Origin of the sequence: Pseudomonas azotoformans (assembly GCF_900103345.1) — a bacterium.
In the GTDB taxonomy this organism is placed as follows: domain Bacteria; phylum Pseudomonadota; class Gammaproteobacteria; order Pseudomonadales; family Pseudomonadaceae; genus Aquipseudomonas; species Aquipseudomonas azotoformans.
Map to the genome: position 1 here is coordinate 942,177 of NZ_LT629702.1, position 12,008 is coordinate 954,184.

At 61.3% G+C, this 12,008-nt stretch carries 9 protein-coding genes and 1 riboswitch; of the genes, 3 read left to right on the forward strand and 6 right to left on the reverse strand.

Annotated elements, in window-relative coordinates:
* Nucleotides 1–199 precede the first annotated feature (199 nt).
* On the forward strand, nt 200–1,261 hold the full coding sequence (locus BLR69_RS04060; RefSeq protein ID WP_071496056.1) for an ABC transporter substrate-binding protein: 1,062 nt from the start codon (nt 200–202) through the stop codon (nt 1,259–1,261).
* On the opposite strand, the gene BLR69_RS04065 is transcribed toward BLR69_RS04060, so the two are convergent.
* The gene (locus BLR69_RS04065) at nt 1,258–1,476 is read right to left on the reverse strand and encodes a DUF2970 domain-containing protein (protein ID WP_058426282.1); all 219 of its coding nucleotides are present in this window, start codon (nt 1,474–1,476) and stop codon (nt 1,258–1,260) included. The genes BLR69_RS04060 and BLR69_RS04065 overlap by 4 nt on opposite strands.
* A 214-nt stretch (nt 1,477–1,690) precedes the next feature.
* On the reverse strand, nt 1,691–5,401 hold the full coding sequence (gene metH / locus BLR69_RS04070) for a methionine synthase (protein WP_071496055.1): 3,711 nt from the start codon (nt 5,399–5,401) through the stop codon (nt 1,691–1,693).
* Between the two features lie 165 nt (nt 5,402–5,566).
* Here metH and BLR69_RS04075 point away from each other — a divergent pair, with 165 nt between their 5' ends.
* Complete coding sequence (locus BLR69_RS04075) at nt 5,567–7,858, forward strand: fatty acid cis/trans isomerase (protein ID WP_071496054.1); 2,292 nt, start codon at nt 5,567–5,569, stop codon at nt 7,856–7,858.
* A 675-nt stretch (nt 7,859–8,533) separates the two neighbouring features.
* A complete protein-coding gene (gene nfuA / locus BLR69_RS04085; RefSeq protein ID WP_003173594.1) occupies nt 8,534–9,118 on the forward strand; it encodes a Fe-S biogenesis protein NfuA in 585 nt (194 codons plus the stop codon).
* A 259-nt stretch (nt 9,119–9,377) separates the two neighbouring features.
* On the opposite strand, the gene cobM is transcribed toward nfuA, so the two are convergent.
* From cobM to BLR69_RS04105, 4 genes are all read right to left on the reverse strand, one after another.
* Nucleotides 9,378–10,124, reverse strand: a complete 747-nt coding sequence (cobM, locus tag BLR69_RS04090; protein ID WP_071496053.1) for a precorrin-4 C(11)-methyltransferase — start codon at nt 10,122–10,124, stop codon at nt 9,378–9,380.
* A gap of 69 nt (nt 10,125–10,193) precedes the next feature.
* A complete protein-coding gene (locus BLR69_RS04095; RefSeq protein WP_071496052.1) occupies nt 10,194–10,586 on the reverse strand; it encodes a cobalamin biosynthesis protein in 393 nt (130 codons plus the stop codon).
* Nucleotides 10,583–11,284 carry a CbtA family protein gene (locus BLR69_RS04100; RefSeq protein ID WP_071496051.1) on the reverse strand — a complete coding sequence of 234 codons (702 nt, stop codon included), beginning with the start codon at nt 11,282–11,284 and terminating at the stop codon, nt 10,583–10,585. Before BLR69_RS04100 ends, BLR69_RS04095 begins: the two co-directional genes overlap by 4 nt.
* A gap of 11 nt (nt 11,285–11,295) precedes the next feature.
* Entirely contained in the window at nt 11,296–11,484 is a 189-nt protein-coding gene (locus BLR69_RS04105; RefSeq protein WP_071496050.1) for a CbtB domain-containing protein, read from the reverse strand.
* A 97-nt stretch (nt 11,485–11,581) separates the two neighbouring features.
* Nucleotides 11,582–11,785, reverse strand: a riboswitch (cobalamin riboswitch).
* Nucleotides 11,786–12,008 lie beyond the last annotated feature (223 nt).

The following is a 12,008-nucleotide window of genomic DNA, read 5'->3' on the forward strand; positions in this document are numbered from 1 at the left end:
AAACCGACAAGAGGCGATGCGATGAGCAATCCGACAAAAGCCCGTAAGCCCGACAGTACCGTGGACGCCTGGGCCATTCTGTTCCTGATCATCCTGGTGGTGGGAACCGCCGTATTCTGGGTGAGCCACCAGTAAAGAGCCTCGATTGACTGTCGTGTTGCCACTATCATGGCGGTCACTATTCCAGGCTTGAATAACCATGTCGAAGGTGCTGATTACGTGTGTGTGGTTGCTGGGCTCGGCGTACGGGGCATTCGCCCATGCCACGTCGGTGGTGTTTCTCAACCCGGGCATGTCGACGGAAACCTTCTGGGTCAGCTACGCGCAATTCATGCAGGCCGGGGCCAAGGACCTCGGGCTGCATCTGCGTGTGCGCTATTCAGAGCGCGACGCCGATAACACGCTGAGGCAGGCTCGTGAGGCGCTGCATGGCAGCGAGCGGCCGGATTACCTGGTACTGGTGAACGAGCAATACGTCGCGCCGCAGATCCTGCGCATGGCCCAGGGCAGCGGCGTGAAGCTGCTGATGGTGAACAACGCGCTGACCGCCGACCAGGTGCAGTTGCTGGGCAAGGGTGTTGACTGGCTTGGCAGCCTGGTGGCCAACGACGAGCAGGCCGGCTACCTGATGCTCAGCGACTTGCTGCGCCAGCATGGCCCGGTAGCCCCGGGTGCATTCATCGACCTGCTGGCGTTCTCCGGCACCAAGACCACCCCGGCTGCGCAGTTGCGTGAACAGGGCCTGCGCCGGGCCTTGGCCGAACACCCCGAGGTGCGCCTGCGCCAGTTGGTCTATGGCGAATGGAGCCGCCAGCGCGCCTACGAACAAGCCACGCTGCTGTTCAAACGCTACCCGCAGGCTGCGTTGGTGTGGTCGGCCAACGATGAGATGGCGCTGGGGGCCATGCAGGCATTGCAGGACAGCGGGCGTGTGCCGGGCAAGGATGCGTTGTTCGGTGCGGCGAACAGCTCGCCGGATATCCTGCGGGCACGGCTTGACGGTCGCTTGAGTACGCTGGTCGCGGGGCATTTCACCCTGGGCGGTTGGGCGATGGTACTGATCAACGATGATGCCAAAGGCGTGGATATCGACGCCCATGGTGGGCGTGACCGGCAGGAGGCGTTATTCCAACTGATCGATACGACCCAGGCGCAACGCCTGCTCGGCCCCATGGCGCCGGTGGATTTCCGCGCACTGTCAGCCGTCGGCAAGCCGGCGTCCTACCGATACCCCTTCAGCCTGCAACTGCTGCTGCGCTAGACGCCCGCCAGGTGCAGCACCAGCTTGACGATGCCGAACAGCGTCAACGCAAACACTGCCGTGAACAGAATGCCCAGCACCACAAAATGGCTGGGCTTGCCGTGGGTGAAGTCGCGGGCGCGGTTCTTGCCGCTCTGCACGCCAAATGCGGCCGCCACCACGCTGTGCAGCATCTGCCAGAAGGTAGGGGGCTTGTTGTTGACTGGATCGTCCATACATCCCTCGACACAAGGTGTGTGAGGGAGAGCATAGCCGACGATTTTTCAATCTGTAGTGAGCGGGCTTGCCCCGCGCTGGGTGGCGAAGCCGCCCCAAATCAGCTGCCGCATTCTGCCTGACAGAATGCGGCGTTGTTTATTGGGGCGGCTACGCCACCCAGCGCGGGGCAAGCCCGCTCACCACATAAGCCAACGCCCGCAGATGGGCCGATCAGTTGTCGTAACCCAGGTTCGGCGCCAGCCAACGCTCGGTCACGCTCAGGTCCTGGCCTTTACGCGCCGTGTAGCTGGTCACCTGGTCCTTGTCGACCTTGCCCACGGCAAAGTACTGCGCCTGCGGATGGGCGAAGTACCAGCCGCTGACCGCTGCCGCGGGGAACATCGCGTAGTGCTCGGTGAGGAACACACCGCTGCGACCAGCTTGCATCTCGCGGGCCTCGGGGTCGAGCAGTTGGAACAACTGGGCCTTTTCGGTGTGATCCGGGCACGCCGGGTAGCCGGGGGCAGGGCGGATGCCGCTGTATTGCTCCTTGATCAGCGCCTCGTTGTCCAGTTGCTCGTCCTTGGCATACCCCCAGTGCTCTTTACGCACCTGCTGGTGCAACCATTCGGCGCAGGCCTCGGCCAGGCGGTCGGCCAGGGCCTTGACCATGATCGAGTTGTAATCGTCGCCCGCGTCCTGATACGCCTTGGCGACTTCTTCGGCGCCGATGCCGGCGGTGGTGATGAAGCCACCGATGTAGTCGGTCACGCCGCTGTCCTTGGGCGCCACGAAGTCGGCCAGGGAGAAGTTCGGCTTGCCGTCGGTCTTGATGATCTGCTGGCGCAGGTGGTGCAACCGGGCAATCGGCTGGCCGTCATCGCCATAGACTTCCAGGTCATCGTCCTGCACCTGGTTGGTCGGCCAGAAGCCGAACACCGCACGGGCGCTGATGAGTTTTTCATCGATCAGCTTCTTGAGCATTTCCTGGGCATCGGCGTACAGCGCAGTGGCGGCCTCGCCGACCACTTCATCGTCGAGGATGCGCGGGAACTTGCCGGCCAGGTCCCAGGAGATAAAGAACGGCGTCCAGTCGATGTACTCGGCCAGCACCTTGAGGTCGATATTGTCCAGCACCTTGGCGCCGGTAAAGGTCGGCACCACTGGCGTGTAGCTGCTCCAGTCGAACTGCGGCTTCTTGGCGATGGCGGCCGGGTAGCTCAGGCGTTCGGTGCGGGCGCTGCGGTTGGAGGTGCGCTCACGCACTTCCACGTACTCCTCGCGGGTACGCTCGACAAAACCGGCCTTGAGTTCCTTGGACAGCAGCTGCGTGGCCACGCCCACCGCACGCGAAGCGTCGGTCACGTACACCACCGCATCATTGCTGTACTTGGGCTCGATCTTCACCGCCGTGTGCGCTTTGGAGGTGGTCGCACCGCCGATCATCAGCGGCAGGTGGAAGTCCTGGCGCTGCATTTCGCGGGCGACGTGCACCATCTCGTCCAGGGACGGGGTGATCAGGCCGGACAGCCCGATAATGTCGCACTTCTGCTCCTTGGCCACCTGCAGGATCTTCTCCGCCGGCACCATCACGCCGAGGTCGACGATGTCATAGCCGTTGCAACCCAGCACCACGCCGACGATGTTCTTGCCGATGTCGTGCACGTCGCCCTTCACCGTGGCCATCAGGATCTTGCCCTTGGCTTCCGGCTTGTCGCCTTTTTCCAGCTCGATGAACGGGATCAAATGGGCCACGGCCTGTTTCATCACCCGGGCGGACTTCACCACCTGGGGCAGGAACATTTTGCCGGCGCCGAACAGGTCGCCAACGATGTTCATACCGGACATCAGCGGGCCTTCGATCACTTCGATCGGGCGCGCGAACGACAGCCGGGACTCTTCGGTGTCTTCAACGATATGCGTGGTGATGCCCTTGACCAGTGCGTGCTCCAGGCGCTTGTTCACATCCCAGCCACGCCATTCCTCGGTCTCGGCTTCCTTGACGCTACCGTCGCCCTTGTATTTGTCGGCAATGGCGAGGAGGGCGTCGGTTCCCTCCGGGGTGCGGTTGAGCACCACGTCTTCCACGGCGTCGCGCAACTCCGCCGGGATCTGGTCGTAGATCTCCAATTGGCCGGCGTTGACGATGCCCATGGTCAGGCCATTGCGGATCGCATACAGCAGGAACACCGAGTGGATCGCCTCGCGCACCGGGTTGTTGCCCCGGAACGAGAACGACACGTTGGACACGCCGCCGGAGGTCAGCGCATACGGCAGCTCGTCACGGATGTAGGCACAGGCATTGATGAAGTCGACGGCGTAGTTGTTGTGCTCTTCGATACCGGTGGCGACCGCGAAGATGTTCGGGTCGAAAATGATGTCTTCCGGCGGGAAGCCGACTTCATTCACCAGGATGTCGTAGGAACGTTTGCAGATCTCTTTCTTGCGCGCTTCGGTGTCGGCCTGGCCGGCTTCGTCGAAGGCCATCACCACCACGGCCGCGCCGTAGCGCTTGCACAGCTTGGCGTGGTGGATGAACTGCTCGACGCCTTCCTTCATGCTGATGGAGTTGACGATGCCCTTGCCCTGGATGCACTTGAGGCCAGCCTCGATCACGTCCCACTTGGAGGAGTCGATCATGATCGGCACGCGGGAGATGTCCGGCTCGCCGGCGATCAGATTGAGGAAGGTCACCATGGCCTTCTTCGAATCGAGCATGCCCTCGTCCATGTTGATGTCGATCACCTGGGCGCCGGCTTCCACCTGCTGCAGGGCGACTTCGAGGGCTTCGGTGTAGTTGTCTTCACGGATCAGCCGGGCAAATTTGGCGGAGCCGGTGATGTTGGTGCGCTCGCCGACGTTGACGAACAGCGAACTGCGATCAATCGTGAACGGCTCCAGGCCCGACAGGCGGCACGCCTTGGGGATGTCCGGGATCACGCGTGGCGCGTAACCGGCCACGGCTTTGGCGATGGCCTCGATATGGCCTGGCGTGGTGCCGCAGCAGCCGCCGACAATATTGAGGAAGCCGCTCTGGGCGAACTCTTCGATGACCTTGGCGGTTTCCGACGGCAGTTCGTCGTACTCGCCGAATTCGTTGGGTAGGCCGGCGTTGGGGTGCGCGGACACGTGGGTGTTGGCCTTGTTCGACAACTCTTCCAGGTACGGACGCAGTTCGCTGGCGCCCAGGGCGCAGTTCAGGCCCACTGAAATCGGCTTGGCGTGGGCGACCGAGTTCCAGAACGCTTCGGTGGTCTGGCCCGACAGGGTGCGACCGGAGGCGTCGGTGATGGTGCCGGAGATCATGATCGGCAGTTCGGTATTGAGCTCCTCGAACACACCTTGCACGGCGAAAATCGCGGCCTTGGCGTTGAGGGTGTCGAAGATGGTTTCGATCAGGATCAGGTCGGCGCCGCCTTCGATCAAGCCCTTGGTGGCCTCGGTGTAGTTTTCCACCAGTTCATCGAAGGTCACGTTGCGGTAGCCGGGGTTGTTCACGTCCGGCGACAACGAGCAGGTACGGCTGGTCGGGCCGAGCACGCCGGCGACGAAGCGCGGCTTGGCCGGGTTCTCGGCGGTCTTGGCGTCGGCGATCTTGCGCGCCAGGCGTGCGCCTTCTACGTTCAGCTCGTAGGCCAGTTCTTCCATGCCGTAGTCGGCCATGGAGATGCGGGTGGCGTTGAAGGTGTTGGTTTCGAGGATGTCGGCACCGGCATCCAGGTAGGCTTTTTCAATACCGCCGATCACGTCCGGGCGCGTGATTACCAGCAGGTCGTTGTTACCCTTGACGTCGCTTGGCCAGTCGGCGAAGCGTTTGCCACGGTAGTCTTCTTCTTCGAGTTTGTAGCTCTGGATCATCGTGCCCATACCGCCGTCGAGGATCAGGATACGTTCCTTGAGGGCTTGATGAAGGGCTTGCAGACGAACGCTACGATCGGACATGGGACTACTCTGGTCAGGCATTACGGAGGGCGTGGATCATAACAAACCTGCGTGGTTTTGCAGCATGCCCGGCTTTTAGATGAATATCGCTCATGTTGCAGGGGCGTATGGCCCGGTAGAATCACCGACAATTTCCAGCGCACGCATTGAATCGGGACCGGATACATGTCACTTCGCCTCATCACCAGCGCCGTCCTGGCACTGGTTGCCTGTATCGCCCAGGCCGACGGAGTCGCCCCAGCGATTTCCTACACGCGCGATATCCAACCGATCTTCACCGAGAAATGTGTGGCCTGCCACGCCTGCTACGACTCCGCCTGCCAGCTCAACTTGGGCAGTGCCGAGGGCGCGGCACGCGGTGCCAGCAAAGTACCGGTCTACGATGGCGAGCGCAGCCAGGCCACGCCGACCACCCGCTTGTTCTATGACGCCTTTGGCAAACAGGCCTGGCAGCAGAAGGGCTTCTATTCAGTGCTGGACGCCCAGGGCAGCCAGGCCGCGCTGATGGCGCGCATGTTGGAGCTGGGCCATAACGCGCCGCTGCAACCCAACGCCAAGCTGCCCGAGGACATCGTGCTGGGCCTGAACCGCGAAAACATGTGCGCCATGCCCGGCGAGTTCAATGCCTACGCCGGTGCGCACCCCAAGGAAGGCATGCCGCTGGCGGTCACCGGCCTTACCGACCAGCAATACCAGACCCTGCAACGCTGGCTCGCCTCCGGCGCGCCGATTGATGAACAAGGCCTGGCGCCCAGCGCGAAAGAAGCCCTGCAAGTGCAGCAGTGGGAAAACCTGTTCAACCAGCCCGGCGCCCGCGAAAGCCTGGTGGCGCGCTGGTTGTTCGAGCATTTGTTCCTTGCCCACATCTATTTCGAGAATGGCGAGTCGGGGCATTTCTTCCAGTGGGTGCGTTCGCGCACGCCGAGTGGCCAGCCGATTGACCTGATCGCCACGCGCCGCCCCAATGATGACCCCGGCACCCGTGTGTATTACCGCCTGTGGCCGGTGCAGGGCGTGATCGTGCATAAAACCCACATCACGTACCCGTTCAGTGCCGAGAAGATGGCACGCATCAAAGAGCTGTTCTACGCCGGCAACTGGCAGGTCAACGCATTGCCGGGCTATGGTCCGGGCCGCCGTGCCAACCCTTTTGAAACCTTCGAGGCCATCCCGGCCAAGGCGCGTTACCAGTTCATGCTGGATAACGCCGAGTACTTCGTACGTACCTTTATCCGTGGGCCGGTGTGCCGTGGGCAGATCGCCACGGATGTGATCCGCGACAATTTCTGGACGCTGTTCCAGGACCCGGACCACGACCTGTACATCACCGATGCACGTTATCGCGGCCAGGCCACGCCGCTGCTGGCCATGCCGGGGCAGAACGATGACGTGGGCAGCGTGCTCAGCCTGTGGCTGGCCTACCGCGATAAACGCAACGAATACGAAGCCCTGCGCCGTGACAGCTACGCTGACCTGCCGCCGCCAAGCTGGTCGAGCCTGTGGGCGGGCAATGACAATGCCTTGCTGAGCATCTTCCGTCACTTCGACAGCGCATCGGTCAGCAAAGGCCTGATCGGTGAAGTGCCGCAGACGATGTGGCTGTTCGATTATCCACTGCTGGAGCGCACCTATTACCAACTGGCGGTGAATTTCGACGTGTTCGGCAATGTGTCGCACCAGGCCCAGACCCGGCTGTACTTCGACCTGATTCGCAATGGTGCCGAGCAGAACTTCCTGCGTCTGATGCCAGCCGATTCGCGCGATGATTTCCTCGACGATTGGTACCAGAACAGCGGCAAACTCAAGCTGTGGCTGGATTACGAGGCCATTGATGACGACAAACCCACCGGCCTGCACCTGAACGAAAAGGATCCGAAGCGCGACTTTGCCAACCAGTTGCTCACCCGTTACGGCGATTTGAATGCCAGCCCGGACCCGATCAACCGTTGCAGCGGCGCCTATTGCTCCCGCGATGGGATCGACCCGGCCTTGCAGGATGCGGAGCAGGCACTGAGCCGCTTGACCTCACGCCCGGCTGCGGGGCTCAAGGTGATTGATCAATTGCCTGAAGCGACGATGCTGCGGGTGGAAACTGCCAGCGGCAAGCGTGTGGTCTATAGCCTGCTGCGCAATCGTGCCCACAGTAATGTTGCGTTTTTGCTGGGGGAGGCTTATCGCTACCAGCCGGGGCTGGATACGCTGACGATTTATCCGGGCGTGCTGAGCAGCTACCCGAATTTCATGTTCAATATTCCGGCCCAGCAAGTGCCTGAGTTCGTGGCGGAAATGGAGCAGGCCAAGGATGCCAAGGGTTTCGAGAAGATTGTGGATCGGTGGGGGGTGCGGCGCAGTCATCCGCTGTTCTGGCAGTATTTCCATGATTTGTCGCAGTACATTCGTGAGACTACGCCGGTGGAGGAAGGGGTGTTGGACATGAATCGGTATGAGAATTTGTGAGGTTTTTTGTTGGGGTGGGCATATCCGTTGTTTGGGTAACGGCGGCTTATGGTTCCGCCCTTACGGCGGCTAACCCGGCGTCCTGCCGGGTTACCCACGGATTCAAGCCTGCGTTCGGCCAGCGTGTTTGACGGGGCGATCCCAGATCAAAAGCAAGAGCGCGGCGGCCTTAGAGCCGACCGGATTGTATGGCCGGTACTGGGTCAAAGTGTGGGAGGGGGCTTGCCCCCCGATGGCAGTGGGTCAGTCACTGATGAGTTGGCTGACACACCGCCATCGGGGGCAAGCCCCCTCCCACAGTTTGATCTTCATGTATCAGTTGAAGGGTGGTTTGCTCTGGCTCTGGCTCTGGCTCTGGCTCTGGCTCTGGCTCTGGCTCTGGCTTTTGATTTTGATCTAAGGCGGCCCCCCAAATCACTGTCGGATTACGGGCATGCCGAGCCTAGGCGAGGTACCGAGTGTTGGGGCAAGAGCGCTTTGGTTACTTTCGACTGGGCCGGCATTCCGGCTTTTCGAAAGTGAGCCGCCGTAAGGGCGGAACCAATAGCCGCCGTTACCCAAATAACGGATATGTACACCGTCCCCGCAAAAAAACCTATCCCGACAAAAACACTAGGACTTTGTACCTACGTAATATTTTGGCGTAAACTGCCGGCAAGCCTGTGAGGAGTTTCCATGACTGCCATAACCATTACCGACGCCGCCCACGATTACCTGGCCGACCTGCTGTCCAAGCAGAACACCCCGGGTATCGGTATCCGCGTCTTTATCACCCAGCCCGGCACCCAATACGCCGAGACGTGCATTGCCTACTGCAAGCCCGGCGAAGAGAAGCCTGAAGACACCGCCCTGGGGCTGAAAAGCTTCACCGCGTACATCGACGCCTTCAGCGAAGCGTTCCTTGACGATGCCGTGGTCGACTACGCCACCGATCGCATGGGCGGCCAGTTGACCATCAAGGCGCCTAACGCCAAGGTGCCGAACGTCAATGCCGACAGCCCGGTCAACGAGCGTATCAACTATTACCTGCAGACCGAGATCAACCCGGGTCTGGCCAGCCACGGCGGCCAGGTCAGCCTGATCGACGTGGTTGAAGATGGCATTGCCGTGCTCAAGTTCGGCGGCGGCTGCCAGGGTTGTGGCCAGGCGGACGTAACCTTGCGTGAAGGTATCGAGCGCACCCTGCTCGAGCGTATCCCGGAGCTCAAGGGCGTACGTGACGTGACCGACCACACGCAGAAAGAAAACGCCTACTACTGAGTAAGGCGTTCACTGCGGACAGAAAAAACGGCGCCCCGTGAGCGCCGTTTTTTTTTGCTTAAAAATTATAAGTTTATGATATTTATTTAACGCTGAAGATTAACTGTAGGAGCTGGCTTGCCAGCGAAAAGCGTGAGCGCGCCGCGGTTTTTCTGGTTTCTCGCGTCATCGTTGACGACCTTCGCTGGCAAGCCAGCTTCTACAGAATGTATTTATTGAATTAAATCATCGTCTTATTGGCTTTTTGTGAAGTTTATTATCAAGGTCGATAAAGGTGCGCATGCCCCGCTCGATACAACGATGACTCACTGAAACTGTCACTCGCCAACACTCGACCCACCACAATCAGCGCCGTGCGCCGGAACCCTTTGGCGACCACTTTCCCGACAATGTCACTGAGAGTGCCGACCGCCCAATCCTGATCCGGCCACGTCGCCCGGTGCACCACGGCAATCGGACAGTCCGCCCCATAGTGCGGCAGCAGTTCGGCGACGATCTTGTCCAGGTGGTTGACCCCCAGGTGAATCGCCATGGTGGTGCCATGTCGTGCCAGGCTGTCGAAGTCCTCACCGGCCGGCATGCTGGTTTTATCCGCGTAGCGGGTCAGGATCACGCTTTGGGCGATGTCGGGCAGGGTCAGCTCGGTTTCCAGCAACGCCGCGCAAGCGGCCACCGCCGTGACGCCAGGAATGATCTGGAATGGGATACCCAATTCGCGCAAATGGCGGATCTGTTCGCCAATCGCGCCATACAGGCTGGGGTCGCCGGAATGCACGCGCGCCACATCCTGGCCCTTGGCATGGGCGGCCTTGATCAGGTCGATGATCTGTTCCAAGTGCAGTTGCGCACTGTTGACCAGCGTTTCTGCCTGATGACCTTCCAGTACCGCCGCCGGCACCAGCGAGCCGGCATAGATGATCACTGGGCAACTGCGGATCAGCCGCTGGCCCTTGACGGTGATCAATTCCGGGTCGCCGGGGCCTGCGCCGATGAAGTAAACGGTCATGGGGAATCCTGATGAAAAACGGGCGAGCATGAAATCTGCTCATGATCGAAAGCGGCGATTATCGGGTTTTCAGCCAGCGCACGCCAATGCAAAGGTGGCCTGGGCGGTTTTCTGGCGGGTGATCAGCAGGCGCGCAGGGGCGTTGGCGAGGTCTTCGGCCAGGGCCAGGGCGGCGCTTTCGGCGATGCCGTAACAGCCGGTGTGGGCAAAAGCCACGTCCGATTGATGGCTCAAGCGGTCTGCATAAATCGCCAGTTGTTCAGCGTTGAAGCACTGCAACGGCAGATTCAGCAGCGCGGCCAAGGCCAGCAGCCCGGGTTCTTCCTGTTTGTGATCGATGCTGGCCAGCGCGCTGACGCGGTGGCGCTCGATACCGCCCTCGATGAGGGCAGCATCAAACAGGGCCAGCAGGGTGTGAACATCACAACCCCGCTGGCAGCCCATGCCTACTACCAGTTTCACGCCGAGTATTGATCGTCACGGTTGCGGCGGAACAGCCAGGCGCTGATCAGGCCCAAGGCCAGCCAGAACGCCACGTTGGTCAGCTGCGAAGCAATCTTGAACTGCGCTTCCAGTGCTTCCGGGGCCAGCATCGAATGCACTTCCGGCTGCGGCGCGCCGATCACATGTGGCACTGCCAGGATCGCCGCGCCCAGTGCCTTGAGCAGCCAGTTGCGACCGAACACGATCAGTGCGATACCGGCAGCGGTAGACGCGGCGGTACCGATCCACCAGATCTGCCGTTGTGCCAGGTCAGCGGCGGCGGTGCCCGGAAGTTCGGGCGGCAGGCCCAGGGTCGGCGCCAATACAAAGGTCGCATAACCCGCCAGTCCCCAGAGCAAGCCTTGAGCGGTACGGGTCGGTGCACGCAGGGTGTACAGGCCGGCCAGCATCAACGCGAAGCCAACGGCGACCACCAGGTTGCCGCCTGTGGTGGACAGCACGCGCTGCCAGCCGTCTTCCGGCTCCCAGGCTTCGGCGTCGTGGGTGTGAGCAGCCGCACCTTCGGCGTGCTCGTGCAACTCGGTCGCTGCCGGGGCTTTTTCAAAGGTTTCCGCCTGCAGAATCAGCGGGGCGACCCAGAAGCTTTGCAGCAGGGTCAGCAGCAGGGCAGCCAGAAGGCCGGTGAAACCTGCGGTTTGCGCAATACGCTTGATCATGTCGGCAGGTCTCAGTGGCACGGGAACGCGGCGCTGTGGCGGGTATCGTGGGCAGCGTTGTGTACTGCCTCGATGTGCGAGAAACCGGCGAAGTACACCAGGCACGCACCGAGGATCGACGCACCGATGGCGGCGGTCAGGCGTTGGCTCAGGGTAGAGGTGCTGCTGGTGGCGTGCGAAGTGCTGCTGATGATCGACATGGCGCGTCCCTTTCAGGTGTCAGGGTGAAACGAGCGCATGAAAACCCCGCGAGCCGGGCACGCAGGGCTTTGAACAGCGCCCGCCCACCGCGGGTTTGTTATCTGATTTTTTCGGGCCGGTCTCCGGGCTTGCGAGGGGCTCAATGCCTGAAAACGTCGCCTTCCCATACCGCCTGGCACAGTGGATATGACGTTTCGCTCGCTTACCGTTGCGGGGGCAGCACCGGACTGTCATGCGTGTGCATGAGTCACCGGTTTCCCGTTTCACCCTTTGCAGGGCACCCGAAACAAGATGTGTAGGAGAGCATGGGGGTGGGAGGGGAGTCAATTGGGGATGTGCTTTCTGGGGGCATATCCGTTGCTGCGGTAACGGCGGCTTAGGGCTCCGCCCTTACGGCGGCCCACGTATTCAAGCCTGCGTTCGGCCAGCGTGTTTGACGGGGCGATCCCAGATCAAAAGCAAGAGCGCGGCGGCCTTAGAGCCGACCGGATTGTATGGCCGGTACTCGGTCAAAGTGTGGGAG

What these genes read in the sequence shown, in the direction of transcription:
- BLR69_RS04060 (WP_071496056.1), top strand. Translation starts at nt 200, where the DNA reads ATGTCGAAGGTGCTGATTACGTGTGTGTGGTTGCTGGGCTCGGCGTAC.
- BLR69_RS04065 (WP_058426282.1), bottom strand. Translation starts at nt 1,476, where the DNA reads ATGGACGATCCAGTCAACAACAAGCCCCCTACCTTCTGGCAGATGCTG.
- metH (WP_071496055.1), bottom strand. Translation starts at nt 5,401, where the DNA reads ATGTCCGATCGTAGCGTTCGTCTGCAAGCCCTTCATCAAGCCCTCAAG.
- BLR69_RS04075 (WP_071496054.1), top strand. Translation starts at nt 5,567, where the DNA reads ATGTCACTTCGCCTCATCACCAGCGCCGTCCTGGCACTGGTTGCCTGT.
- nfuA (WP_003173594.1), top strand. Translation starts at nt 8,534, where the DNA reads ATGACTGCCATAACCATTACCGACGCCGCCCACGATTACCTGGCCGAC.
- cobM (WP_071496053.1), bottom strand. Translation starts at nt 10,124, where the DNA reads ATGACCGTTTACTTCATCGGCGCAGGCCCCGGCGACCCGGAATTGATC.
- BLR69_RS04100 (WP_071496051.1), bottom strand. Translation starts at nt 11,284, where the DNA reads ATGATCAAGCGTATTGCGCAAACCGCAGGTTTCACCGGCCTTCTGGCT.
- BLR69_RS04105 (WP_071496050.1), bottom strand. Translation starts at nt 11,484, where the DNA reads ATGTCGATCATCAGCAGCACTTCGCACGCCACCAGCAGCACCTCTACC.